The following is a 25,249-nucleotide window of genomic DNA, read 5'->3' as shown; positions in this document are numbered from 1 at the left end:
AATGCATTTACTGTCACTTTATATTTGTACTTACGTACGAGCAATTCCTAATCTGCTTCAATTACAATTTGAATTATGTAAATTTTCCTCTTATCTGGCATCTACTCTTTAAACACAAACTCCCCTTAAATCGAAAATGATTAAGGGGAGTTTTATATACGATGCAATTATAGTTCAGATTTCACTCGAACAGAAACATTATTTTTAATTATATTTTTGACATCTTTAAAGCTAACAAAATTGTTACTTTTCTCATCCCAAAGACGGAAACGTAGTGATTGTAAGCTTGTAGCAAGCGTAATTGTTGGTACATTTTTTAAAGGAAGGGTATTGTTGTGTGCCTCTTCTAGTTTATAGTTAGGTACTCTTGGACTTAAATGGTGAACATGATGGAATCCAATATTACCAGTTAAGAATTGCAAAATTTTAGGAAGCTTATAAAAAGAACTTCCTTCCACTGCCGCTTTCACATATTCCCAATCTTTATCCTCTTCAAAATAAGAATCCTCAAATGTGTGCTGTACGTAAAACAGCCAAATCCCTACTGAACCTGCTATTAAGAATATAGTACCATGTACTAACAGAAACGATTGCCACCCAATTGCCCAGCAAAGTATAGCTACTACAGCAACAATTATAATATTCGTCAAATAAGTATTCATACGTTCTTTCTGTCTTGCACCTTTTCGGTTAAATCTATTTTTAAGCAAGAAAACATAAATCGGACCTAATCCAAACATAACGAATGGATTGCGATATAAACGATATGCTAAACGAAGTCTAAATGGTGCTGCTACATATTCATCAACTGTAAGCGTCCAAATATCCCCTGTACCCCTCTTATCCAAATTACCACTCGTAGCGTGGTGAATAGAATGCTCATGCCCCCACTGATCAAATGGGAATAATGTTAAAACACCCATACACGTTCCAACTATTCTATTTGCACGTCGACTTTTAAAGAACGAATAATGGGTACAATCATGAAAAATAATGAAAATTCTTGTCATAAATCCAGCGGCTAACAGTGCTGGAACTAAAGTTAACCAATAAGAAACTGACAAACTTTTATAAGCAAGGTACCATAAAATAATAAATGGCACGATTGTGTTGATCAGTTGCCAAACACTTTTTTTAATCGTTGATTTTTCAAAAGGAGCAACTTGTTTTTTTAAATTTTTAGTATTTTCTAAGGTCATTGTTCTAATTCCTTTCCTTTTTGTTGCTAATTCATATTATAGCACACTATTAGTATCAGGTGTTAAAAGTAGCTATAATAAATATTTTATACTATGAAAATCTCTTTTTTCTTACTCATTACTTACAAATTTCTTACGTCCAAAATAGCTTCTATAATTGGACAGACGGAGCATTTTATGTATCAAAGAAACTTCGAATTTTTCCAATAAGTACATAAAAAACAGCGAGTTTTTCACAAGAAGAAAAAAGCTGCAATCAGTCAGTTTCACCGACTTATCGCAGCTTCTCTTCTTTTTACCTTATTTTATCGATGAAGCCAAACTGCACCTGCAGACTTGTCTTCAGCTTGGCCTACGACTTCAAACTTCAGTCCTAGCTTCGGCAACTTACGTCCTGCATCAGGAATAACGCTGTTGATGTATTGCTTAGAATCATCAAATTTTGCCACTCCTAGTAATCCTTTATAATCAAAGATACCGCGTGTTGGTGAATTTACTTTCCATGCTGGCGTTTGATCAAATGAGAATGCCGCATCAGCAATTTGATAACGCGTACTGCTCTTCACAGTAGGTTGTCCATTTAATGTCCCTACAATTGCCTCTGGATGAGAATCTACTACTCCTAAGAACCCTTCACCTGGATGAACGCCTACCCAGTTATCTGTAAAGCTTTGATCCGCATACCATACAACCATTCCTGTATTAAATACTGGTCCACGTGCATGTTGTAACGCAGTGTCAGAACCAGCGTAATTTCTCCACTCTACATAGTAATTATGTTTTTTCTGTTCAAATCCGTTAGACACAGTAAAGCCTTTTAACGTCATTGCTGGCTGACCTTCTGCATCATCAGAGAAAACAACTTTTCCATCTACAGTTAATGCTGCATTATCTAACGCAAACCCTTTATAAGCTACTGCAATATCTGTTAAGTACTCAAATTGCAGTTTTACTTTTTTTCCTTTGAATTGGCTTAAATCGTATGATTTATCAACCCACTTACCATCAGTTGTATCCGCGCCGCCTTTTACATCTTTTTCGCCCATTCTATCAATGCGTGTCTTCGTTCCATCTTCTGCAATCGCATATACGTCAAGGAAATCATACTTCGCTTCAAGTTCGTAAAATGCCTTATAATCGAACTTAGCATCCTTTGCATTTGTTAAGTCAAATACTGGTGTCTCAAGTGTTGTATGAATGTCATTTCCTTTTGTACTGTAATAGAACTTCTTACCAAACGCTGATTCGATATTTTTTATATCTTTGTCCGGCAAGTTAACACGAACGATTCCAGGTCGTTTAGATTTTGTAGTGCTTTGATCTACATATGTCGCAACACCGATTCCTTTGCTAAGTTTGTCATAATCTACTTCAAGGATATTCGCCCAGTTCCCCTTCATATTCTTTTGGAAAAACTCTTTATTTTGTGGTGAGAAACTCGTTGGCTCTGTTCCTGCAATTTTTCCAGCCCAGCTACCACCACTCATAATAGACCATGACTCAACAGGTTCACCTTGTCCTGAGTACTTTGTATCATATTCATCTGGTAAACCTAAATCATGACCATACTCATGCGCAAACACACCAACTGCCCCGTCTTCAGGCTCGATTGTATAATCGTATGCAGCCATCTTTCCGCCCCAGTTCGAAACAGAAGATTTCGTGCCATCAATTGCATATGGTTTTGAACCTAGTTTTGAACGATGTGACCAAATCGCATCATCTTTCAATTTACCGCCGCCAGCTTCTTGACCAACGCCAGCATGTACAACCATTAAATGATCGATAATGCCATCTGGCTCATTTTTATTTCCATCACCATCTTGATCGTATTGATCAAATTGGTCATAGTCTGCTAAATTGATTCCTTTTGCTACCGCTGCTTTTAATGCTTCTTTCACAAAATCTTTTGGTCCTAAAGGCCCCTTGTTATCATGCCCAGTACCCGCATCAGCACCATAATCTGATGCTTTTCCTGGAACAGTAAGCCACTCTGTTACAGTCCCATCAACTGTATAGCTACCACCAGATTGTTCTTCATAATATTGCTTAAATGTGTTAATCTTCGATCCATCAAATAAAGTGAATGGTTCATCACCAAATAACATTTTTTGATAATGTTCACGATTAAAGTCCTTAGAATACATGTATCCTGGCTCTTGATCAATATTGTTATGCTTAAAATCGCTAAATTCTACAAGTAAAACAAGTACTTTATCTTTTCGAACAGCTCCATTGTATTCTTCTTGCTTCGCTGATGTAGTAGGTACTTTTCCATTTAATTTCCCTGGATTCAATGCTGCACCTTGTCCAGCTACTGGGCCTACTTCAGGCTGCTGTGCCTGTTCATTTTCCTTCATTTTTGCATCTTTTACTTTTTTCATAAAATCAGAAGCTTCTTGTGTAAGACTATCTCCTGTTAAGATTTCTTTCCCAGGGTTTTCCCCTTTCTTTTTCTCAACATATTTTTCGACAGCCTTTGACGTCTCAGCTTGTGATGCAGATTGATCAATTACCCCCCGTTGTTTTAGCGCTTCTGCCAAACGCTCCTCCGGTATTAAGTGCTCATCTATTGGTAGAGATGATGTTGATGTCTCAGCATAAGCTGCGTGACCTCCAAAAGCAAACGTACTACTTAGTACTGCTGCTGTTGTTAATACCGCTAATGGTTTTAATTTCTTTTTCAATGTATTTCCTCCCCAGTGTCTGCAAATTATCGTTTTTTGCCGATAACAACATAATATTCGTTATAATACGAATATTCAATCTTTTTCAACAAATAAAATGTTGAGAAATATTTTTTTATGCAGGGTGAAATACATAAGATATAAAAACAAACAGACCCTCCTATAAATAACAGTGAACTTTTATATGTTCTTAGTTACAATCAAAATCCAGTAAATCTGGGATTCATACTTTTTTAATAAAAATAATAATTAAATATTTTCTATACTATTTAATCTATGGATTACCATATTACTCACTATTCTCATTATTACAAGCTAATAGTGGTTCGTACATCATTATAGCGTGATTCTCTGTTACATATTGATCTTCTATTAACTGTTTCTGTTGATTATATACTTTACGTTGAATCACATTATGTCGTATATAACCGCCCCAGTATGCAGGTTGAATTGAGTGTTCTTTCTCATACACTTCATATTGATAAAGTTGCGGATAGACTGTTCTCCATTCACCAACTAAATGTTCATCTGTCATATAAAGGTGAAGTTGATACGGTTGGTCCGTTTCATTTTTAATTTGTAAATCCAAATAGTTATAGGAACAAGTCGCCCCACTCCCAAACGGTTGAGTTCGCCTGGAGTCAGGAAAGACATCAAAGCTATGACGATATCGTTCTGTTACTGTCAGTGGTGTATGTAAAGTCATCCAATATATTAAATTCGAAAGCTGACAAAGACCTCCTCCAATACCTGTTTGAAAAGATCCGTAATGTAATACCATACCTTCTACATACCCTTTTTTCCTCGTTGGCTTACCTATTAAACGCCAGTAAGAAAATGTTTCTCCCGGTCTAATGACGATACCATTTAGTTTTTTAACAGCAATTTTCAAATTAACAACCTTATTCTGTTGATACCACATATCTACATCTTTGAGCTTACGAAGTAATATCGTTCGGTGCTGAATTGCTGTACAAGGTAGCTTTTCTTGTTGGAACCTTTTTGCATATGTTTTTCCATCTGCCAACCACTGAATGTACCTCTTTGTAGAGTAATACCACTTCCCTAGCATAATGCGATACTTAGACCGCTGTTTAGGACGTAAGTGCACTATATTCATTTTATTCCCTCTCTTTCTTCAACTAAATTCTAATATATCTCTAATTCAATAAACTACAGTTTTCTTAGCTGCATAATAATTTTCGTAAATAAAGTGAAACTTTAATCAGCCCTCACCAATCTGGCTTTTACGGAGAGCCCGACCCCCACCTAACTTCTTTGCTTACGCTGAATTTTGAGGTGGGGTCTTACTGCCTGGCAAATAGCGGGATAAAATAGACGCAAAAAATAATAAATTTACTCTAGTGGAGATTTTATTTTGATTATTGCTTTATAATTATATAAAACTGAGCTTCAATACAATAAATTGAAATAAGCACATTATAAATATAACGGATAACCTTAAATAAAAAATAATGAAAATTAAATAAATTCTAAAGTATTAATATATTTTTCGTAAATATTAATTGATAATACATTAGATTTTACTATATGTATAAATTCTCTATTCTACAAAACGAAATTTTTTAATGTAAGAAAAGATATAATTTCCCTTTAACATTTATACAAGTCTCATATGGAAAACTTTACAAAACAATTCGAACACTTATATTTAGAATAAACACAAAAAATTGCCACCAGTTAGCTTAACTGGTTGGCAATTTTTTAACGAGAATGCTTTACAAATAGTTGAATTGCTTCTTCTGGTACATAGCACTTTCCATTACTCTCTACAATAATACTTCTTAATTCATACCCTTTACCATTGATACGAATTATATTTTTGTTACCAAATAATTGTGCTTCTACTTTATTATGTTTTACTACGAGTAACGGGTTTGCTCCTTCGGTTTTGTCGGCTGTTACAGTTGCACCGATTTTCTTAAAGGCTTGCTCACTCTCTAAAAATATTTTATTCGTTACTTCTTCTAAGTTAAAGCCCATCGCTCTCGCCATCGTCTTCGCAATGTCTGTATTCTGGATTAAGCCTTCTGGTTTTTGAGGTCCATAAGAATGTAAGAATACATCCTCACCTGTATGTCCTCCTGTCGTAAAGCCGATATTTGCACGATTAGCCAATAATGTAGTAAGAATTCGTCCTACATCCATTTTCTTTTTTGCCACTTTTAATTTTTCTTTTTCATCATGAGTTAGATTATCCAAACCGTATAGTTTAGCTACATCTTCTACATTTGATAAATCAGATTTCAGTTTATTTATAGTTCCTTCAAGTGTCATTTTCGCCTTTTTCAATGGATCAATGTATGCAGAAACCGGTGTAGTATTGTATCCTTTTGTCGTATTCCTATTCCCTATAGAGATGCCGCTGTTACCATGATCAGTTAAAGCGATGAGCATCGTATCCCCATCTTTCTTCGCAAATTGTAACGCCTTTGCTACCGCTTCATCAAATGCCAATACATCGCTAATAATCCCAATTGGATCATTAGCATGAGCTGCCCAATCTGGCTTACTACCTTCTACGAATAAAAAGAAGCCATCTTTATCTTTTGATAATGTTTGAATTGCTTTTTCTGTCATTTGAGAAAGTGTTGGTTGTTCTGGATTTGTTGCTATACGATCCATATCAAACGCAAGAGCATGATGTGAGAAAGAACCCCAAATTTTATTAGATTTGGAGTTCAATAACGCATCTTTCGTTTCAACAAAATCGTACCCTTTGTCTTGAATCACCTTTACTAAATTTTCACCATCTTTTCGGATTCCATTACTTTTTATAGGTAGAAGCGCCGCTTTTCCCCCGCCTAATACGACATCTATATTTTGATATACTTGCTGCTTCGCAATTACGTCAAAATGTTTGCGATTGACATGGTGAGCGGAGAATCCGGCCGGAGTAGCATGCTGAATTTCAGATGTAGCAACAATGCCAGTTGCACGACCAGTACATTTTGCGCCTTCTAATACGTTTGCGACCGGCCGTAACTTTTCTTCTTCTTTTATTGGCTGTAAGCTAGGCGAACTTACAATAGAAGGTAATACACCTACATATCCTGAATTCGATTTATTTCCAGTTGCTAAAGCTGTTGCTGCTGGCGCTGAGTCTGTAATAGCTGATTCCGCCGAAAACGTACGAACACCTCCTGTTACAATTTGATCTAACGTAAGCGGTGCCCCTTTATACCAGCGAGCCAATGTTGTCGCCGTTGAACTCGTTCCGTCCATAACCATCATAATTATATTTTTAGGCTGGTGTTCTACTTTTTTCACCTTAGCTTTGGCCGCATGATAATTCATCATACTTTCCGTACTTAATACGCTTACTATTATAGCTCCCACCAATAGTAACTTTTTCATCTTCACACCATAATTCAACATGATTGTTCCTCCATAAACTTTGCATTCATTTCAATACACCTTATTTCCTTTTCCATACCAAAACCTACATATGTTTTATTAGTTCCCAATTCTCATAAAGCTAACAATAGTTACTTTCTCTTTCTTTAATTAAATATTGATATGTATCATTTATCTTATAAAAAAGATTTAACATCCTTTTCATTAATTACTTATTTAACAATAAATCCTCAATTAAAAGAAATAAAAATTTATTGTTAAACAATAAATTTCATGTTAAATTAATAAGATATTAAATAAATGAGGTGCTTTTTATGAAACAAGGATCCACACTCTTTTTAAAGACCGTTGTAATTCTGATCGGAATCCCCGTTCTTGCTATGTGCATTTTTTTAGTCCCTAAAATAGGAAATTTTGCCGCAGAATTATATCCAGATATTGCATATATTAAATATCTTGTATTTATCAATTTATACGCAACAGCAATACCTTATTACTTCGCACTGTACCAAACATTTAAGCTTTTAAACTATATTGATAAAAATAACGCATTCTCAGAGCTATCTGTTCAAGCTTTAAAAAATATTAAGTACAGCGCATTGGCAATTAGTGTATTATATGTATTAGGTATGCCACTTTTCTATCTCGTGGCAGAGAGAGATGACGCCCCTGGCATTATTATTATCGGAATGATTATGATTTTTGCTTCAATGGTAATCGCGGTCTTTGCTGCCGTTCTCCAAAGACTATTAAAAGATGCTATAGATATAAAATCAGAAAATGATTTAACGGTCTGAGGTGAATAATATGGCAATTATTATTAATATTGATGTAATGTTAGCAAAAAGAAAAATGAGTGTAACAGAACTTTCGGAGAAGGTTGGAATTACAATGGCTAACCTTTCTATCTTGAAAAATGGAAAAGCAAAAGCAGTCCGTTTTTCAACTTTAGAAGCAATATGTAAAGCATTAGAATGCCAACCCGGGGATATTTTAGAATATCAACCTGAAGATACCGAATAAAAAGAGTCCTTCATACGAGAAGGACTCTTTTTATTACACATTACGGCGCAAAACTAATTTGACCAGTAAACAATAGGATAATTGCTATGATCCAAAATATAAAAAATGATGAGGACAGTATTAATGAAAGAATAGCAATTCCCTTCTTCTCTGTTCTTTTCGTCATTGTGATTATTGAAAGCATGATACCTACACCTGTCAGGGCAATTGTAATATAATCTCCAACTATATTACCTGCATTGGCTATCCTTGTTGGCGTTATAAAAACGAATAGAAAACACAAAATGCCGATGAGTAAAGATATATAGCTTATTATACTGTACTTCTTTGTAGGAACTATTTCAGTTTTCATACTAACCCCACCCCTTCTATATAGCTATGAGTTCATATTAACATGAATAACCATAATTTGGTTAAAACATAAAAAAGATAAAGTGGACGCTATCACTTTATCCTTCAGTTTATTTCTATCTAACAATTAACCTGGCTACTTCTTTAATAAAGATGGACGGACATTCTTTAACTCCTAGCAATTTTTATATACAGAAAATAAAATGAAATAGTTCTAAAAAATAAAGACTGTACCTTTAAAATGAAAGATACAGTCTTTATTAATAACTTTTTTTATAAAGAAAACTCTCTATCACTCACTACCTTAAAAAACTCCGAGTAATGTGATAAAGAATAATCCGCTACATCACAATTACCTTGAAACATACATGTTGAAATACCTAATTCTTTTGCAGGTAATAAATCTAATTCTCTATCTCCAATAGCTAAATCAATATTGTATTTTTTATGCAGATGATTATAAGCTAAAGAGTTCGGCTTTCGAGGAAAGCCATCGTCAATTGTAACCATATCTACGAAGTATTTTTCCCAGCCGTAATATTTTAAAATGGCCATAACCCCTTTCCTATGTTTATGGGTCATAATCACATTTTTATCTGCAAATTTCAAAACCTCTTTAACACCTGCAAAAGGTTTCATATCTTTTGGCGTGAATTTTCCCTTCAAAACTTTAATCTTTTCTTCCTGCTCGCATGAAATATTATAATACTGAATTGCATGAGAGTATGATATTTTTAAGTTTTTGTATATTTCTTGTTTTTCTACTGAGTCACCTAATATTTCAGAAAGCATCATTGTATATGCAGGGTACGTATCAAATAACGTCCCATCAAAATCCCATAAAATATTCATTCTATTCACCTTCTATTTTCAAATCATTGGATGACTAAATCCGCCCTATCCTTCGGCAATTCCATTTCTAAGTAATAATCCTCTGCTTTCCAATACCTATTTTCAAACTTTGAAAGGTTTTTCTGCGTTTTTTCACTCTCACGTAGAAACCTTGTCTCTCTTGGACAGTCCAAATAGACCATATAATGAAAGAAATCTCTCCATTCTTTTCGCTGCAAAAAAACTCCTTCAATAACAATTACGCCTACAATAGGAATCTGTACTTTTTTCATTTCACATGAGTCTGTTTCCTCTTGATAAAAAGGCAAAGTCAGTTTTGTCTCATGTTGTAACTTCTGAAAAAACTTCTGCCTCAAGTATGGAATATCCCACTGTAAACAATAATACTCATACCATTCTTCATATCCTGTATGATAGCGTTTATTACGCTCCACTATGTGATCATCAATATGAAAAATATGAAACGGGATGCCCTCTTGTTTCATATTTTCTTTTAAATTTGCTACGAATGTTGTTTTTCCAGATCGACTTAAACCATCTATCCCTAAAATAAAGCGGTTTTCTTTATGCTTCTTCATAACATTTATAAGCTCATTTGTACTCATTACTTCTTCCACTCTTCTTTTAATAAAGAATATAAAATGGTATCATGAGCGACACCATTTTGAATCATATGTTTTCGAAGTAATCCTTCTTCTTGAAATCCTGCTTTTATTAATAATTGTTGTGAAGCTTTATTTTCTACATATACAACCGCTGCGATTCTTATTAGTTGCAGTATTTCAAATCCGTAAGCTAAAATTGCTTGTAATGCTTCAGATGCATACCCCTGTCCCCAATATGTATCATCTAATTCATAACCAATTTCAGCTCGTCTATGATGATTGTTAATTAAATGAAATCCACACGTCCCAATTAATTGGCCCGTCCCTTTTTTCTCGATTCCCCAGCGAAATACACTTCCTTCTTCATAACGATTTTTAAACGTTTGAATCGTTGTTTTCGCTTGCTCAATATTTTGGAAAGAATCCATTCCGAAATAACGTATAACAGATTCTTTCGAAAAATAACGGAACATCGTTTCCGCATCTAATAGTGTAAGTTCTCTTAAGAATAAACGTTCTGTTTCTAGTTTCGGAAATCCCATCTCTCTTTCTCCCTCTATTCTAATGAACTACAAATTTCAATATAATTTCCATCTGGATCAGCAATGTAAGAAATTGTTTGTCCCCACGGTTTTACAATAGGTTCAACTAAAATCTTAATACCTTGTTCTCTAAATTGCTCAATCGTTTCTTGTACATTCTCAACAACGAATCCTAATTCGAAATGAGAAGACTGTAATTCACCTTCTGTAAGCGGTAGTCCTGTTAATTCTTTCACATCTTGCCGCGTATTCATCGCTAAAATGGTAGTTCCAGTATTAAATTCAATATATGTACCGTGCTCTGCTTTTATAGGTAACTGTAAAATATCTTTATAGAATTTTAAACATTCCTCAAACTTTTCTACATATAAAATGATGTACTTCATTTTCAAATCCATTTTACATCCCCCTTTATATCTACCCCTAAAATTTCGACAAAAGTCTCATAAAAACCTTGTTCTTTGTAGTAATGAGCAAAAAAAATGAGGCCGATTTCTCGGCCCCCCAGCTTATTGGCATAAAACAGGAGATTTGGTTTGGACATAACCAGTTCGTACTTTTATTATATTTTATTTTTTCTGAATTTTAAATACATTAAACACCTATTTATATTGAGAAAGTTTTTTGCTTGCATAAAATTAAAGAGTTTAAGAAATGATACAAATGGAGGTGTATACATATGGAACCAATGCTATGTCCAAGTTGTAAAACGAACCGTACCCGCTTTAATATTCTTGAGCAACAAGTAAAACCAGTCAAATTAAATCCACAAACTGGTCAAGTAGAAGAAGAATACACAAATGAAACGATGAATGCTTTTCATATGGCCTATCAAGGACCTACTTATCGCGTCCAATGCGCTGTATGTGGGCTTGTTGAAAACCCAGAACAATTTATTAAACCTGCGCAAAATCAGTCTTTCTAATAAAAGCATGATTATCCCTTGTAGAAATAGATTTTTCTATAAGGGATTTTTCCGTTTAATAACTTAATTAAAAATGTATTTCTTCCTTATTATATATTAAACTTCGCACTCTTTTGGAAATGTTTACATAAGCGAGGTAAAACAAACAATAAAAAGATAACGCTTCCATCAATATTTCTACTATTAACTTGTCATATAGTCATCTTTTACTTTTGGATCTTCGATTGGGAGAAAATAACGACTCCTTACGATCTAACAATATGGATTGTTTCTACTATTTGTAGTCTTTTACTTTACTACCATTTTTAAAATCAAAAATCTAATAAATTAATATTAATTGCTAGTTCGTTATTGTTGATTATTTCTTCTTCATTTATGATTTTTTTTAGGTGTTGTTACTGATATTATCTTTGTAACTGTTAGTTCTATGAATTAAAAAGTTGGTCTTTTATTATATAAAAAAGAATGAACAAAATAAATATATATAGAAATTAGAGAAGTTGATTCCCATCAATATATATCTTCTCTAAGAATATCACTCTTTGTTAAAATATTTCCTTTTTTAACTTTTTAATCTTCCTAAATAAATTAATAAACGCATATAAATATATACAAACTAAAAACCCTACCATACCTTTATATAATCCTGATTCTGATACTCCAAGAAAACATAAGTAAAGCACTGGAATTAACATTACAAACATAATTGCAACGAACTGTATCAATTCAACAAGTTTTTGTATCTTCGTTTCTTTGTCTGAATAAATATCAGGTAACTCATTTTCCTCTTCTACTTCTTTACAAAAGTAATTCCACTTCGCAAAACTCGTTACATGTTTCCAACCACACATTTCATATATTTCGATATATTCTTTTTGTTTTTCTGTCGAATCTTTATACTCTAATCTAAAGTCTGCTTTATATACTACATCTTTTGGTTCAGTTTTCTTAAACGTATACATTACATTATACTTTTGTAAAGCCCATCCTTTTTGATGCATTTTTCTTAAAAAAGCTTCTTCTTTTTCCAAGCTCCATATCGCAAAAGGTTTGAATACCTTCTTTGTCTCCATTTCCCATTCACTCCCCTAATATACTATTTCCATTCCTTACAGATCTCTGCAATCTGTTATATTCTAGCTCTAACACTTCTCTCCCAAACGGCGTTAACTCATAGCACTTCTTTCTATCTGTAGAGGCAACTTCAACAATTAATTTTTCTTTAAGTAATTTCGTCGTATTCCCGTATAAAGTACCAGGACCGAGCTTTACTTCCCCATTTGTCATCTCTTCTACCATTTGCATAATTCCATATCCGTGCATTGGTTTCACTAGTGATAACAGTATGTAATATGTCCCCTCAGTTAACGGAATATATTTTTGCGCCTTCGCATTCATTATAACTACCTCCGATACATCGCCTTATGATATATCGACTTACGATACATCGTATATCGATATTATATAATCATATTCCAAAATATTCAAGATTAATTTAATAATTAAATATCCATTTATTTGAATTAAAAAACCATACAAATTTTCTGAATAATTTGTTAAAATATAGAAATATTAGCTCTTTTATAATGAAAGGAATGGTACATATGATAAATAAATTGAAAGAAAACATCGGATCTGTGTTTGTTGGGAAAGAAAATGTTATTGATCTACTGCTCGTTTCACTTCTTGCTGATGGACATGCACTACTCGAAGACGTGCCTGGTACTGGGAAAACGTTACTGGCGAAAACCATTTCCAAAAGTATTGGTGGTAGTTTTTCTCGCGTTCAATTCACCCCTGATGTACTTCCAAGTGATGTAACAGGTATTGAATACTTCAACCCAAAAACAAGCGAATTCGAATTAAGAATTGGACCAGTTATGACAAACATTTTGCTAGCAGATGAAATTAACCGTGCAATGCCGAGAACGCAGTCGAGTTTGTTAGAAGCGATGGAAGAACGACAAGTGACGCTTGAGAAGCAGTCAACTCCTCTGCCGAAACCGTTCTTTGTTATTGCGACGCAAAACCCAATTGAATCACAAGGGACTTTCCCTCTTCCAGATGCACAGCTTGATCGCTTTTTAATGACGATTTCAATTGGTTATCCAACTCCTAAAGATGAGTTACAAATGATGCGACGTTTTCGGAACGATTTACCATTAGAAAGTGTCACATCTGTCATCTCATTAGAAGATATTTTAGAATCTCAAAAACGAGTAAAAGAAATATTTGTTTCGGAACCGTTAGAACATTACATTATTAAACTTGCTCATGCTACAAGAAATCATGATTATATCGCTAACGGTGTAAGCCCACGTGCCACATTAGCTTTAGTACGTGCTGTTCAAGCTTTAGCCTTTTTACATGGGAGAGAATATTGCACACCAGAAGATATACAATTGTTAGTTCCTTCTGTTTGGAATCACCGTATCGTCTTATCAATGGAAGGTGCATTACGTACGACAAAAAATGATATTATGCAAAGTATTTTAAAAGAAGTTGATGTACCCGTGGAGATTGAGCAAGCATGAATGGACAGCGCGTTGTAACTGTACCTTTATTTTTTCAACTTCATATTATTCAACTAACCGTTCCAATCGCGTTACTTTTCACATTCTTTTTCCCGCAACGAATGCTTATGTTTCTCTTTTTCTTCTATTATATATTTGCGATTTTTATTTATAAATATGTCGCTTTCATAGAGAAGAAGTTTCAAATCATAAATGAGAAACAAACTACACGGCTTTTTCCTGAGGAATCTGGACAGTTTTTTATTCATTTAAAAAATGGAGCCAGCATACCGATCGTTAATCGTGTTTGTTACTTTCATTTAAATTCGTCCCTTATACCGCATAAAGAGCAAGGCATTGAACAAATATCAAAAACGTTATTCTCTTTCCCATTTTCACAACCTGCACATTCGGCACAAAAATGGGATTTAACATTAACCGCTACGAAGCGTGGGGTGTTTCAAATTGAACAGTTTGAATGTGTATTAAAAGATCCATTTCATCTATTAACTGTACATTTACCTGTTTTTGATAAATTAAGGACTGAAATTATTGTGTATCCTTCTCCTAAAGAAGTAGCAGGTTTGCAAGAACTTCAGCAACTTTTAATCGGATCCTATCAAACGAATTTTTCTTTTTACAATGACGAAACATCTATTATAGGTGTAAAACGCTATGAACGTGAATCATTCCGTTCTATTCATTGGAAGGCATCTGCTAAAATGCAGGAATTACAAGCGAAGCAATATGAACCTGTAAAAAATTATAGTTGGACGATTTGTCTTTCTTTAGCTGCCGATCGTGGATTTGGTTGGAAAGATAATGTTGAAGATTTAATTTCATTCGCAACATACATTTGCCAATATGCAACGAAGCATCACATACCGTTTGAATTATTTATTAGTGTATTAGCAGAAGGTGGTGCATTACATTTATCGTTACATGAAGGGCAAACGCAATATGCAAAAGCTTTAGAAGAATTAGCCCGTATTTCAGATGATAGTACGTTACTTCCGAAACAAGGATTCCTTCATTATGTAACGAGAAAGAGAGAACGATCGTCTACAATGATATACATTGGTTTACAAAGAAATGAACTCCCTCTTCTCTCGCAGCCAACGTTTCTCATTACTAGTGAAGGGATGGTGGAATCGGTTGAAAACTTGGCTATATCACATTCATGATTTCATTCTGCTCCTCCTGCTTTCATTATTAACAGAAAGAGATGAACTAATTAGTATTGCAATATTTTTAACAACAGGCTATATTGGAGTATTTCTTATTCATAAATTTATGCAGAAAAAAACAACAGGATTTGTAATACTTTTAGTTCTTCAAATCGTTCTTTTCTCTTTATTTTTACCTTTTTCTCTTTTTGGCACAATCATATTACCACTATTTTTCTTTATCGTACATGTGGTCGGACCTGGATATCCAGTTCAAAAATCTTTAGGTGGTATTATATGGTTTGTCGTTTCAGTTATATTTTATGCACCCTTTCCACCGTTGTGGAAACTATTAATGTTAGCCTTGCATCTTATGATTACATTTTGGTTAACCGGGGCAAATCGCAAACAACAACTATTACGTTTTGCTTCTATCATTACGATTGGCTTAATGAGTATATTAATTGTTCAAATATTTCCTTTCATTCGACTTATTTTTGGTTTTATAACGGAAGTAGTCGCATTAGGCGTCGGCTATGCTTTAATGCCATTAATTAAAGCAGCGGAATTAAAAGATACTGAAGATGTTTGGGCAAATAAAGGACATCTCTTAAAACCAAAAATTGAAGACGGAAAAAAAATTCCTGATTTTGATCCAATACTCATAAATAGCGCTACAATAATAGTCTGTACAGCTATCGCTATTTACGTCGTTTGGAAAATAGTAAAAAAACGAAAACATTTAAGTTTACCAAATATGCACGTCTTCGAATCTACTATCATTACTGATAAAGAAGGAATGAGCCAAAATCGTTTTAAACGAAATAAACCGCCACATAACGAAATTCGGAAGGAAATTTTTAAGCTAGAGAGTAAGTTAACCTCTCCTTTAAATAGAAAACGGGGAGAAACTGTTGAAACTTGGCTAGAAAGAATAAACGATGAAGAAGATGTAAATATTCAAAGTGACATTATTATAGATGCTTATAATACTGTGCGGTATTCAAATGGTGCAAACACTGTACTTCTACATGAATTTAAGAAAGAGATTCATAAGCTTTATGCATATCAAAAAAATTTGAAGAAACGAAAGAAATAACGTAACAAAAAGACTCCTATATTCATAGGAGTCTTTTTATACTTCTACGTTGCTTTTTAAATGGAAGCATTCTTCCCTGCTTCAATTTCTAATGACTCTTCATGCCACCAAAGTGTTTCTTCAGGATCTTCTTTAGCAATTTGGTGTGCTTCTTTTTTCGTTTCTACTGTAGGATATGAACCTTTTAGCGCACGCCCTGAAGTCGTAACGAATAGTACACTAAATACAACTAATCCAATAATACTTACACCTGCTAAATAAAATGCCGGTGCGAGCGGGTTACCAGTTGCATGAACTAAGTATGAACATACAAGCGGTGTTGTTCCACCGAATATCGATACAGAAATATTAAATGAGATCGAAAGTGCTCGATAACGTACATCAGTGAAAAAGAGTGATGGTAATAATGAAGGTAATGTTCCTTCATATACACTTAAGAAGAAACCTAATACGAAAATACCTGCAAATATAGCTGCAATATGTCCGTTACCTATTAGTAAAAATGCTGGAATTGCAAATACAGTTAAACCAAGTAAACCAATTTGCACAACGCGTTTATTACCAATTTTATCACTTAATTTACCGAAATATAGTGCTAGTGGAATCATAAGTGCCATCGTAATAGAAATAATTAATAAGCCTGTTGTTTCTTCGACTTTAAGTACTTGAGTTAGATAAGAAGGAATATACGAAAGAATCATATAATTCGTAATATTAAAGAAGGCGACAATTACTGTGCTTAATAAGAAGTCTTTTTTGTGATACTTAATAATGTCCATAAATGAAAATTGTTCATTGTCTTCAGATTCCTCTTGTGCTTTTTCCATCTCTTCAAAGATTGGAGATTCATCTAGATGACGGCGTAAGTATAAACCGACCAAACCAATTGGTGCAGCTACTAAGAACGGAATACGCCATCCCCAGCTGAGCATTTGCTCATCTGTTAACAATAACGTCAAAATGGTAACAATTACCGATGCAGCAATGTAACCTGAGAGTGTTCCAATTTCAAGACCACTACCGAGTATACCACGCTTTTTATCTGGAGAAGATTCTGCGATATAAACCATTGCACCTGAATATTCGCCGCCTGTAGAGAAGCCTTGAATCATTCGGGCAACTAAAAGTAGTATTGGTGCCCATACACCAATTTGTTCATAGGTTGGTAGTAATGCGATGAATAATGTAGAAAGTGCCATTAAAATAATAGTAGTACTTAACACGATTTTTCGGCCGTACTTATCTCCTATTCTACCAAAGAATACACCTCCGATTGGTCGAACGAGAAAGGCTGCTGCAAATGTACCGAATGTAAGTACAAGTTGCAATCCACTATTATCAACACCTGAGAAGAATAATTGACTTAAAATTACCGCTAAATACGCGTATAATCCGAAGTCAAACCACTCCATTGCGTTCCCTATACCAGTAGCAATTACTGCTTTCCTGGCTTGTTTAGGATTGACAATATTAACGTCTTGAGGTTCAAAATTTAAATCATTATTTTGTTGCATATAATAAAACAGCTCCTTTTTTAATTTAACTTCTTTAAGCACACCTTCTCTTATTGAATAAAATTAATTCGAAGCACTTAAGGGAAATCAACGTCTCCTTGTCTGTTATTATTATTTCACATAATTAATTATTTGTCCAATTAAATGCTCTTTTTGTATAAATTTACACCCTATTTAACTTTTTATAAAATGAAGTTTAGGCTATATAATATATACCTTTACACTATAAATGAACCTTTCATTTATTTATATTTATAACGTTTCTATAATTGCTTCCTCTAACTTAGAAATCAGTAACTTTTACTAAAGACTTGCATATATTTAAAAAGTGAACTCATTGGCTCGAATTCTGTTTTATTACATTCAACTATAATATTATTGTAGTTTTAAAGGAGGCTGTTTTATGTTGGAAATAATCCTTTTACTTGCTACTGTTTCTTTTCTCTTTATTATTTCTGGATTTTTCATTACCTTAAAACAATATAAAGAAATTAAAAATATAAAGACTATATTAACTACAAAAAAAGAAAATGAGAAAACTACATCCGAAAACTCAATCCCTATGCAATTAGACCTTAGCGTTCTCAATAATTTACTCGCTTCTGGAATAAATAAAGGTTCTAATTCAGGTAATGAAAATTCTAAATCTGATAAAACTAAATAGTCGTTACGTATATAATAAAATATACATCTCCTATTTTATCTAACCTTATTAATAACTACCTCTGATTAAAAAGGAGACTACTTATGTGTAAAAATCCGATTTCTATTATTATTCGTATACAGCATAACATAAGAGTTTTAACTGAAATTTTGAAAGCCTGTGAACAACTACAGCCTTTAGAAATCATCCTTACTATTAACGGATGTATCGATGATTCCATTGATATTGCACAATCTTACAATTGTAAAATTATCACGCTAGAAGAACCGACAGAATCAAATAATTGTTATGTAATTGGTGCCAAAAAAGCAAAGGGTAAGTACCTCTTATTTTTAGATGCAAATTACAATATCAACCCTTCCTTACTTAAACAATTTCTTCAACCATTACTAGATGAATCAGCTGACTTAGTATTAAACAATTTAGATGATTTTTTTTATCAAAAGCAAAAGCCAACCATAGAAATGATTTGGCAGCAAGTTACGAATCATTTTTTTCATCGTCCAGATTTACATGTTAACTCATTATTATTTCCTCCCTATGCAATAACAAAAGAAATTCTTGAAGCAATTACTCCAGAAAGTTTATTAAATCCGATATTAGCACAAATGAAAATTATTAAAAATAAATTTCGGATTAGCAATCATTTTAAAATTTCTATACCGCAAATTCCCTCCTTCCCCTCAAAACAACTCATTCGTTATCACCTAGAAGCAATTGAAAATTGGATAAATATATTACAAAATTCAAGAGGAAACTATACTGATAATAATCGAAGGCGAGATATTATTTTAGAACTTCAAAACGGCGAACAAAGAGCTATACCAAAAATAATTACAGGTAAAGAGTTTTATTCAAATACTTATGGAAATAAACAATTATCCATCATTATCCCTGTTCAAAATGAAGAAAAAACGATAGAATCTATCATTTTTGAGGTGCAGAAATTAAAACCTTTAGAAATCATCATTATTGTTAATGGATCAACAGATAAAACAGAGGAATTGGCGAAGAATTGCGGTGCAACAGTTATTACTTACAAAGAAGCACTCGGCATTGATACCGGACGTGCCGTTGGTGCATATTTTGCAAAAGGTGATATATTATTATTTATTGATGGTGATTTCTTAATTCCTAGTTCTGATTTATTACCATTTGTACAATCTGTTCAAAATGGAACCGATTTAGCTTTAAATAAATTAGAGGACTACTACATGTATCGTCTTCCTTATACTATCGTGACTGCATGTAAGTATGCTGTTAATTTAGCATGTAATCGAAAAGATTTAGGTATGGGATCCACAATTGCTGTCCCTCATGCTTTTAGTCGAAAATGCATTGATATAATTGGATTTGATTCACTTCTTTCACCAACCTTAAGTCAAGTTAAAACAATTTTAGCAGGCTTGCATATACAAAAAGCCCATTCTGTCGACGTTGACAAGATAAATCGAGTTCGACCCAAAAAACACTTCTCTGAGGAAGGCCACCTTTCATTAGCAACACAGCAAATCATTGGTGATCATATAGAGGCAATTTCTTACCTCCTCGAACAAAAAGGAGACACTGAATGCTCTTAATTGTATATCCTTACGAACAGATAATATATAAATTCAATTTAAATATATAGCAAAATAAAAAAGATGGTTTGTAACCATCTTTTTTATTTTTACATTAGTTCAAAAGAAAAGTAGAAAGTAGGCTTTTCATTTCTTGATTTTCTTAAGAAGTTTGAAAAGAGAGGCTTGTTAATGAAGATACAACACTTAAATCATCGTTTAGTGTAATTGAGAAACATGCAACTAATGGTAAAGTAATTACAATTGATCCACTAGGACTAATTACAATTGTAGGACTTGTCCCACATGCACCCCCACAATCCACTACAGCGTCAATTCCACTACCAGGGGTAATTGTAATTTTAAGACATACATCAAAACAAACATTATTCGTAGTACATGCCATAACTCTCCCTCCTTTCTCTTAACAATATATGCAGTTAGTTAAATTCGGACACGACTCTCTTACTAAATTTTATAAATTAGATGTTATTTTACTATTAGGTTCCAAGAAAATTAACGTTTTATTAAACTATCTAAATCAACTAAAAAACTCAAATCATCCTTTACTGAAATAGAAACACATGCAATAAACGGTATTACATTAAAATTAGATGAACATTCATCATTGCACCTTACGAATATTTCTGCCCCACCATTTGGATTGACTTTAGTTTCTAAACAAATATTAAAACAACTTTTATTGATGCAAGACAAGATATTTCCTCCTTTCTTATATCCAATATCAATTTATTCAGAAATAAAAATATTGTTACAACTTTATTCACTCTTTACTTTCCATACATAAAATAAAAAAGATAAAAGCTCCTTCATATATATAAAGAAGCCTTTACCTTTTGGTTACTTGTTCATTTATTATCAGTCAGTGAAACATGCTCTTCACTTGTACCTAAGCTAAAAATAATAAAAATTTTTGATTTCAGTTTCATTACAATACTAAATATCGTTAAGTTGCATAAATGAAATGTTGAGGTTACTCATTCAATAGACAAATTTCCCTTTTAAAATAAATCTTTAAAACCCTTATTCTTCAATAAATACGAAAATCCTTCTAAATGATCCCCAGTAATTCTTAATACAGCTGGTGGATGTCCTATCGTGGCAAAATGCTCTTGTGGCCGAATACGATTAGGTTTCATTACATCTACAAAATGGACACATTCAACTTTATATCCTTCTAATATTGCCTTTACTTGCGCAACACACGCTGTGTGAAGTGTATCCCAGCCGATTCCCTCTAAACATTTTCTACTAATAGCATGGGGAACAGCAATTGTGGATCCCACTCCTAAATCTTTACGATTACAAGCAATATTCAACACATATTTATATAAATTTACAATATATAGAGGAAATCTAAGATTTAAATTTAAATCGTTTAAAGCCATATCAATCCCATTGGCAACAGCCTTTGTTAATGGGTGAAGATCTTTTGCTGGAATAGCAAAATCAGCATCAATAAAGAGAAGTATATCCCCTGTGGCTTCTTGTGCACCAATTGCCCGTCCTACATCGTGACCCAATGCTTCTTGATAAACAATTACTGTAGCTCCTAGTTGCTTAGCAATTGCTTCTGTTTGATCTGTTGATCCATTAATTACAACAATTATTTCTTTCGGTTCAATTTTTCTTGCCTCAAGAATAACTTCTTTAATCGTTGTTTCTTCATTTTGTGCTGGTATAATAATCGATAACTGTTTTCCATTATAAATAGAGGAATTCATTCCCCATCCTTTATGAAAAAGTGAATAATTCTTCTCTTTTTTTAGTTGCTCTATAATTTCTCTTTTTCTTCCTCCATCTGTATAGTTACCTCTACCATCTTTTCGTTGTAACCAACTCTCCAAAGCTTTTACGTTTTCTTTAATCTCACATACTTCTAATTTAGTTAATTCATTTTTATAGAAAGAGGTTTTGTTTGTGGGTATATTATTCAAGGAGGTGTTAGTGATAGCTGACGAGGATTGTAGTCGCCACCCTTTCTCAATAAAAGTTATTTGAGATAGAACGGGATTTTGCAAAGTGTCATATCCAATGTCCTCAATTGCTTTTTTTCTAATGGCATATGGCATAGATAACACCGAATCATATTTTAAATCCATGCGCCCCAATACATCGTTTACTATTTTTCTATACACCATAGCAATACTTGGCCATTCTACTCTCATCTTTTCAAAACATACGGAGTCTATGTTATTTAAGATTACATCCTGTTCCTTTTTTAGTAGCGGTTCTATAAATCGTTCTAATTCTACCGAAAAAATAACATCTTCTCCATTTAAAAATAAGACCACATCACCATTGGCGACTTTTGCCCCCTGAACTGGTGCTTTCCATTTACTTTTCTCCTCAATCACAACAACGTTACTTTCAACAAATGTTGATATAGATTGTATCGCACTCATTCTATCATCAGATACAATAATAATTTCTAGTGGTTTTATATGCTGCACTTTATTTAAAATTTGATTCAATTTTGATTTATCTTCTCCTAAAACTATAACGACTGATAGGTCCACTTCTTTTTGTTCTTCTTTTACAGTCTGATTAGGTTTTACTTTTTTTATATATTCAATTGTTTCACTCTTACCTACAGCTGCATGCCCTGCTTTTTTATCAAAATATAAGTCAATTATAATTTGATTTACTTCCGTGTCTTTATCAAGTTGCTCTAATTCAGAAATAAATGGTAGCAAATGATTTTGCACATCAAATTCACACGCGAAATTTTGCAAAAAATAAATGTTCGGCACATATTTAATGTGATTAAAAAATTTCACAACATTAATTCTTTCACCAAATTTCTCCTCAACTTCTTCTCTTGATAAACCTGGATAAGATAAATCGAAAACTAAATTTACCGGTACAGGTATCCACTTTATTAAATTTGTTTGAGGATTATTAATGAAAGCTGTGGAACCTTTAACGAATCCAGCTAAAATTAAAGACATAAATCCTCCTCCAGAACTTCCATAAAACAAGACATTTTTTGAATCAACTTTTAACTTTATAAATAATATTTCTAGAATATTAGCTATATCTTGTAAATAAAATCTATTTAACTCTCCCTGTCCCCAACCTAAAGATAATTTTCCAAGATATAAAGTAGGATCATTATAATATATAACAGTATCTTCAAATTCATTCATCCAAGAATGTCGATGAAAAATAGGTGGACCAATTGGTTGTTCTTGAAACCCACCTGCTCCGGATCCAAAAACAATTGTGTTAGAAGCATTGGGCTTAATACGAATTAAAAATTCATACGTTACTTTATCCCAATTAACCTTGAGTATAAATGGCTCCGTAGTTTGAAAATCCATTTGCCATAATTGTTCATATGAAATGTTAATTATTTTATACTGGTCTAACAGTTTAATCACCCTTTCCATCCATTTCGAGTTGTTCTATCAAGTAAGAGAGAGCTTCAACATGATCACCAATTATTCTTAATACTGCTGGAGGATGTCCATTTTGACTTACATTTTCCTTTAAACGAATTCTATTCGGTTTTACAACATCAACATAATGAACACATTCTACCCTATATCCTTGTAATATAGCTTTTACTTGTGCAAGACTAGGGCATAGTAAAGTTTCCCACCCTATTGCATCTAAACATGATCTACTCATTGCATGTGGAATAGCTACTAATGATCCATTACTTAATTCTGGGCGATCATATGCTAAATTAAGCATATATTTTACAATATCAACAATATAAAAAGGCGGATTGAGCATTGGGTTCAAATCATTTAACGCTATGTCTATGCCATCTGAAACTGCTTTTGTAAAGTGATGTAAATCACTTCCTGAAACACTAAAATCACCATCAATAAATAAAAGAATATCTCCTGTAGCTTCAAGCGCTCCAATAGCACGTCCAACATTATGACCGAGTCGTTCGTTATATTTAATAATAGTAGCACCAAGTCTTTTAGCGATATTGGCCGTTTGATCTATCGAACCATTTACAACGACAATTATTTCTAGTGGTTCTATTTTTCTCGCCTCAAGTATTACTTGTTCTATAGTTTCCTCTTCATTTTGCACCGGTATAATGACAGAAAGTTGCTTCCCATCATAAATTGAAGAATGCATTCCCCACCCTTGATGATAGGAAGGGTATCGCTTACATTCACCTAGTTTTTGAACAATATCTCTTCTTTTTCCTGCATCAGTAAACCCTACTCTTTTTCCCTTTTTCTCTATCCATTTAGAAATACCGATTAAATATTTTCCCAATTTCTCCTTTTCATTTTCTGACAATTCTTTTTTAACTAAATACCCTTCCTCTTCTAACGTTTCATCTCTAGATAACGTTTTTATTGCATATTGATCGTTAATCCGCCATCCTTGATCCACTATGTTCATATGAGCTAGAACGATATTTTTCATATAATCAAAGCCGATATTTACTACTACTTCCTTCGCAAGTGCATATGGTAATGAAAGTATTGAATTGCTTTTTAAATCTGGTCGACTTAAAATTTCATTTAACATTTTTCTCCATACAATATCCATATTTGGACATTTACCAACTTCTACAAATTTATCTATTTTGTTTAATACTACATCAGCCTGATTTGTAACAACTGGTTCAATAAATTTCTTCATCTCATTTGTAGATATTGAAAAATTACTATCTACAAATAACAAAACATCTCCTTTTGCTGCCTTTACAGAAGCTTCATACCCCTCATAATACGTACTATATTTATCCATCAAAACAATATGGCATTTATTTTTCTTTGCTATTTCATACAAATTTCTTCTATCGTTAGGAACTAAAATTATAATTTCAAGAGGATTTAGCTTCCATATAGATTGAATTGACTCTTCTAATATTTGCTCTCTTTCACTATACAAAATAATAACCGTTAACGATTTCATTACACGCCCCCTTTACACATCATGTGACATAAAGTGAAACTTTAATCAGTGGGGGTTTTCTTCATCCCCCACTGATTATTAGCCCTCACCAATCGGACTTTAATGGGCAGCCCGACCCCCACCTAAATTCTTTGCTTTCACTAAATTTTGAGGTGGGGTCTTACCGCCCATTAAAGCGGGATAAAATATTAAGTATTACCATTTCCTATGAATTTGCTACTTTATTAACATATTCAAAAGTGAATTATACTGTGTAAA

24 protein-coding genes and 1 pseudogene are annotated in these 25,249 nt (G+C 33.2%); 9 read left to right on the top strand and 16 right to left on the bottom strand.

Going from position 1 to position 25,249, the window contains the following annotated elements; all coding sequences use genetic code 11:
* Positions 1 to 167 precede the first annotated feature (167 nt).
* From ACTFRH_RS13830 to ACTFRH_RS13815, 4 genes are all read right to left on the bottom strand, one after another.
* Positions 168 to 1,199: a fatty acid desaturase gene (locus ACTFRH_RS13830; RefSeq protein ID WP_000171504.1), complete on the bottom strand. Its 1,032-nt coding sequence runs from the start codon at positions 1,197 to 1,199 to the stop codon at positions 168 to 170.
* Positions 1,200 to 1,504: 305 nt separating this feature from the next.
* Complete coding sequence (locus tag ACTFRH_RS13825) at positions 1,505 to 3,886, bottom strand: immune inhibitor A domain-containing protein (protein WP_000727916.1); 2,382 nt, start codon at positions 3,884 to 3,886, stop codon at positions 1,505 to 1,507.
* Between the two features lie 289 nt (positions 3,887 to 4,175).
* Complete coding sequence (locus tag ACTFRH_RS13820) at positions 4,176 to 5,006, bottom strand: VanW family protein (protein WP_001028242.1); 831 nt, start codon at positions 5,004 to 5,006, stop codon at positions 4,176 to 4,178.
* A 605-nt stretch (positions 5,007 to 5,611) separates the two neighbouring features.
* Positions 5,612 to 7,285 (bottom strand): alkaline phosphatase, encoded by a 1,674-nt coding sequence (locus ACTFRH_RS13815; RefSeq protein ID WP_000935927.1) that lies wholly within the window; start codon positions 7,283 to 7,285, stop codon positions 5,612 to 5,614.
* A gap of 293 nt (positions 7,286 to 7,578) precedes the next feature.
* On the opposite strand from ACTFRH_RS13815, the gene ACTFRH_RS13810 reads away from it, so the two are divergent.
* Both ACTFRH_RS13810 and ACTFRH_RS13805 read left to right on the top strand, forming a co-directional pair.
* Positions 7,579 to 8,061 carry a DUF2975 domain-containing protein gene (locus tag ACTFRH_RS13810; protein WP_000809118.1) on the top strand — a complete coding sequence of 161 codons (483 nt, stop codon included), beginning with the start codon at positions 7,579 to 7,581 and terminating at the stop codon, positions 8,059 to 8,061.
* Between the two features lie 10 nt (positions 8,062 to 8,071).
* The gene (locus tag ACTFRH_RS13805; protein WP_000974619.1) at positions 8,072 to 8,287 is read left to right on the top strand and encodes a helix-turn-helix domain-containing protein; all 216 of its coding nucleotides are present in this window, start codon (positions 8,072 to 8,074) and stop codon (positions 8,285 to 8,287) included.
* Positions 8,288 to 8,327: 40 nt separating this feature from the next.
* Here the strand turns inward: ACTFRH_RS13805 and ACTFRH_RS13800 are convergent, their stop codons facing one another.
* The 5 genes from ACTFRH_RS13800 to ACTFRH_RS13780 form a co-directional block, all read right to left on the bottom strand.
* Entirely contained in the window at positions 8,328 to 8,639 is a 312-nt protein-coding gene (locus tag ACTFRH_RS13800; RefSeq protein WP_000845564.1) for a hypothetical protein, read from the bottom strand.
* 272 nt (positions 8,640 to 8,911) lie between these two features.
* Positions 8,912 to 9,490, bottom strand: coding sequence for an HAD-IA family hydrolase (locus tag ACTFRH_RS13795; protein ID WP_001024245.1), 579 nt, complete (start codon positions 9,488 to 9,490; stop codon positions 8,912 to 8,914).
* A gap of 23 nt (positions 9,491 to 9,513) precedes the next feature.
* Positions 9,514 to 10,095, bottom strand: coding sequence for a kinase (locus ACTFRH_RS13790; protein WP_000106105.1), 582 nt, complete (start codon positions 10,093 to 10,095; stop codon positions 9,514 to 9,516).
* A complete protein-coding gene (locus ACTFRH_RS13785) occupies positions 10,095 to 10,637 on the bottom strand; it encodes a GNAT family N-acetyltransferase (protein WP_000506641.1) in 543 nt (180 codons plus the stop codon). The genes ACTFRH_RS13790 and ACTFRH_RS13785 overlap by 1 nt, the downstream gene beginning before the upstream one ends.
* Positions 10,638 to 10,651: 14 nt before the next feature.
* The gene (locus tag ACTFRH_RS13780; protein WP_000364500.1) at positions 10,652 to 11,035 is read right to left on the bottom strand and encodes a VOC family protein; all 384 of its coding nucleotides are present in this window, start codon (positions 11,033 to 11,035) and stop codon (positions 10,652 to 10,654) included.
* Between the two features lie 281 nt (positions 11,036 to 11,316).
* Here ACTFRH_RS13780 and ACTFRH_RS13775 point away from each other — a divergent pair, with 281 nt between their 5' ends.
* The gene (locus ACTFRH_RS13775; RefSeq protein WP_000433609.1) at positions 11,317 to 11,562 is read left to right on the top strand and encodes a hypothetical protein; all 246 of its coding nucleotides are present in this window, start codon (positions 11,317 to 11,319) and stop codon (positions 11,560 to 11,562) included.
* Between the two features lie 156 nt (positions 11,563 to 11,718).
* A pseudogene (locus ACTFRH_RS13770) lies at positions 11,719 to 11,998 on the top strand (hypothetical protein).
* Positions 11,999 to 12,107: 109 nt separating this feature from the next.
* Here the strand turns inward: ACTFRH_RS13770 and ACTFRH_RS13765 are convergent.
* Both ACTFRH_RS13765 and ACTFRH_RS13760 read right to left on the bottom strand, forming a co-directional pair.
* Positions 12,108 to 12,635: a DUF2812 domain-containing protein gene (locus ACTFRH_RS13765; RefSeq protein WP_000448427.1), complete on the bottom strand. Its 528-nt coding sequence runs from the start codon at positions 12,633 to 12,635 to the stop codon at positions 12,108 to 12,110.
* A 7-nt stretch (positions 12,636 to 12,642) separates the two neighbouring features.
* Entirely contained in the window at positions 12,643 to 12,960 is a 318-nt protein-coding gene (locus tag ACTFRH_RS13760; protein ID WP_000991894.1) for a PadR family transcriptional regulator, read from the bottom strand.
* 206 nt (positions 12,961 to 13,166) lie between these two features.
* Between ACTFRH_RS13760 and ACTFRH_RS13755 the strand changes: the two genes are divergently transcribed.
* The 3 genes from ACTFRH_RS13755 to ACTFRH_RS13745 are packed head-to-tail and all read left to right on the top strand — an operon-like array spanning position 13,167 to position 16,340.
* On the top strand, positions 13,167 to 14,096 hold the full coding sequence (locus ACTFRH_RS13755; RefSeq protein WP_440048739.1) for an AAA family ATPase: 930 nt from the start codon (positions 13,167 to 13,169) through the stop codon (positions 14,094 to 14,096).
* Positions 14,093 to 15,259, top strand: a complete 1,167-nt coding sequence (locus ACTFRH_RS13750; RefSeq protein WP_001014385.1) for a DUF58 domain-containing protein — start codon at positions 14,093 to 14,095, stop codon at positions 15,257 to 15,259. The genes ACTFRH_RS13755 and ACTFRH_RS13750 overlap by 4 nt, the downstream gene beginning before the upstream one ends.
* Positions 15,231 to 16,340, top strand: a complete 1,110-nt coding sequence (locus tag ACTFRH_RS13745; RefSeq protein ID WP_000860477.1) for a DUF4018 domain-containing protein — start codon at positions 15,231 to 15,233, stop codon at positions 16,338 to 16,340. Before ACTFRH_RS13750 ends, ACTFRH_RS13745 begins: the two co-directional genes overlap by 29 nt.
* A 56-nt stretch (positions 16,341 to 16,396) precedes the next feature.
* On the opposite strand, the gene ACTFRH_RS13740 is transcribed toward ACTFRH_RS13745, so the two are convergent.
* Positions 16,397 to 17,854 carry an MFS transporter gene (locus ACTFRH_RS13740; RefSeq protein WP_001186931.1) on the bottom strand — a complete coding sequence of 486 codons (1,458 nt, stop codon included), beginning with the start codon at positions 17,852 to 17,854 and terminating at the stop codon, positions 16,397 to 16,399.
* Positions 17,855 to 18,257: 403 nt separating this feature from the next.
* Here ACTFRH_RS13740 and ACTFRH_RS13735 point away from each other — a divergent pair, with 403 nt between their 5' ends.
* Positions 18,258 to 18,518 carry a hypothetical protein gene (locus ACTFRH_RS13735; protein WP_000889740.1) on the top strand — a complete coding sequence of 87 codons (261 nt, stop codon included), beginning with the start codon at positions 18,258 to 18,260 and terminating at the stop codon, positions 18,516 to 18,518.
* An 83-nt stretch (positions 18,519 to 18,601) separates the two neighbouring features.
* Positions 18,602 to 20,098 (top strand): glycosyltransferase family 2 protein, encoded by a 1,497-nt coding sequence (locus ACTFRH_RS13730; protein WP_000335270.1) that lies wholly within the window; start codon positions 18,602 to 18,604, stop codon positions 20,096 to 20,098.
* 142 nt (positions 20,099 to 20,240) lie between these two features.
* Here the strand turns inward: ACTFRH_RS13730 and ACTFRH_RS13725 are convergent, their stop codons facing one another.
* From ACTFRH_RS13725 to ACTFRH_RS13710, 4 genes are all read right to left on the bottom strand, one after another.
* Positions 20,241 to 20,483, bottom strand: coding sequence for a hypothetical protein (locus ACTFRH_RS13725; RefSeq protein ID WP_000752466.1), 243 nt, complete (start codon positions 20,481 to 20,483; stop codon positions 20,241 to 20,243).
* A gap of 110 nt (positions 20,484 to 20,593) precedes the next feature.
* Positions 20,594 to 20,794 (bottom strand): hypothetical protein, encoded by a 201-nt coding sequence (locus tag ACTFRH_RS13720; RefSeq protein ID WP_001277651.1) that lies wholly within the window; start codon positions 20,792 to 20,794, stop codon positions 20,594 to 20,596.
* 305 nt (positions 20,795 to 21,099) lie between these two features.
* Entirely contained in the window at positions 21,100 to 23,421 is a 2,322-nt protein-coding gene (locus ACTFRH_RS13715; protein WP_003301764.1) for a glycosyltransferase, read from the bottom strand.
* 52 nt (positions 23,422 to 23,473) lie between these two features.
* On the bottom strand, positions 23,474 to 24,991 hold the full coding sequence (locus tag ACTFRH_RS13710) for a glycosyltransferase family 2 protein (RefSeq protein WP_000839306.1): 1,518 nt from the start codon (positions 24,989 to 24,991) through the stop codon (positions 23,474 to 23,476).
* Positions 24,992 to 25,249 lie beyond the last annotated feature (258 nt).

This window comes from Bacillus cereus group sp. MYBK216-1 (genome assembly GCF_051916495.1).
GTDB classification, from domain to species: domain Bacteria; phylum Bacillota; class Bacilli; order Bacillales; family Bacillaceae_G; genus Bacillus_A; species Bacillus_A thuringiensis_K.
This window is presented reverse-complemented; position numbering and strand designations above follow the sequence as displayed.

Bases quoted from the DNA above. Each gene is read 5' to 3' on its own strand.
- ACTFRH_RS13780 (WP_000364500.1), bottom strand. From the start codon at position 11,035: ATGGATTTGAAAATGAAGTACATCATTTTATATGTAGAAAAGTTTGAG.
- ACTFRH_RS13830 (WP_000171504.1), bottom strand. From the start codon at position 1,199: ATGACCTTAGAAAATACTAAAAATTTAAAAAAACAAGTTGCTCCTTTT.
- ACTFRH_RS13710 (WP_000839306.1), bottom strand. From the start codon at position 24,991: ATGAAATCGTTAACGGTTATTATTTTGTATAGTGAAAGAGAGCAAATA.
- ACTFRH_RS13800 (WP_000845564.1), bottom strand. From the start codon at position 8,639: ATGAAAACTGAAATAGTTCCTACAAAGAAGTACAGTATAATAAGCTAT.
- ACTFRH_RS13805 (WP_000974619.1), top strand. From the start codon at position 8,072: ATGGCAATTATTATTAATATTGATGTAATGTTAGCAAAAAGAAAAATG.
- ACTFRH_RS13765 (WP_000448427.1), bottom strand. From the start codon at position 12,635: ATGGAGACAAAGAAGGTATTCAAACCTTTTGCGATATGGAGCTTGGAA.
- ACTFRH_RS13715 (WP_003301764.1), bottom strand. From the start codon at position 23,421: ATGGATTTTCAAACTACGGAGCCATTTATACTCAAGGTTAATTGGGAT.
- ACTFRH_RS13810 (WP_000809118.1), top strand. From the start codon at position 7,579: ATGAAACAAGGATCCACACTCTTTTTAAAGACCGTTGTAATTCTGATC.
- ACTFRH_RS13785 (WP_000506641.1), bottom strand. From the start codon at position 10,637: ATGGGATTTCCGAAACTAGAAACAGAACGTTTATTCTTAAGAGAACTT.
- ACTFRH_RS13815 (WP_000935927.1), bottom strand. From the start codon at position 7,285: ATGTTGAATTATGGTGTGAAGATGAAAAAGTTACTATTGGTGGGAGCT.
- ACTFRH_RS13790 (WP_000106105.1), bottom strand. From the start codon at position 10,095: ATGAGTACAAATGAGCTTATAAATGTTATGAAGAAGCATAAAGAAAAC.
- ACTFRH_RS13735 (WP_000889740.1), top strand. From the start codon at position 18,258: ATGTTGGAAATAATCCTTTTACTTGCTACTGTTTCTTTTCTCTTTATT.
- ACTFRH_RS13750 (WP_001014385.1), top strand. From the start codon at position 14,093: ATGAATGGACAGCGCGTTGTAACTGTACCTTTATTTTTTCAACTTCAT.
- ACTFRH_RS13725 (WP_000752466.1), bottom strand. From the start codon at position 20,483: ATGGCATGTACTACGAATAATGTTTGTTTTGATGTATGTCTTAAAATT.
- ACTFRH_RS13755 (WP_440048739.1), top strand. From the start codon at position 13,167: ATGATAAATAAATTGAAAGAAAACATCGGATCTGTGTTTGTTGGGAAA.
- ACTFRH_RS13760 (WP_000991894.1), bottom strand. From the start codon at position 12,960: ATGAATGCGAAGGCGCAAAAATATATTCCGTTAACTGAGGGGACATAT.
- ACTFRH_RS13775 (WP_000433609.1), top strand. From the start codon at position 11,317: ATGGAACCAATGCTATGTCCAAGTTGTAAAACGAACCGTACCCGCTTT.
- ACTFRH_RS13820 (WP_001028242.1), bottom strand. From the start codon at position 5,006: ATGAATATAGTGCACTTACGTCCTAAACAGCGGTCTAAGTATCGCATT.
- ACTFRH_RS13740 (WP_001186931.1), bottom strand. From the start codon at position 17,854: ATGCAACAAAATAATGATTTAAATTTTGAACCTCAAGACGTTAATATT.
- ACTFRH_RS13730 (WP_000335270.1), top strand. From the start codon at position 18,602: ATGTGTAAAAATCCGATTTCTATTATTATTCGTATACAGCATAACATA.
- ACTFRH_RS13795 (WP_001024245.1), bottom strand. From the start codon at position 9,490: ATGAATATTTTATGGGATTTTGATGGGACGTTATTTGATACGTACCCT.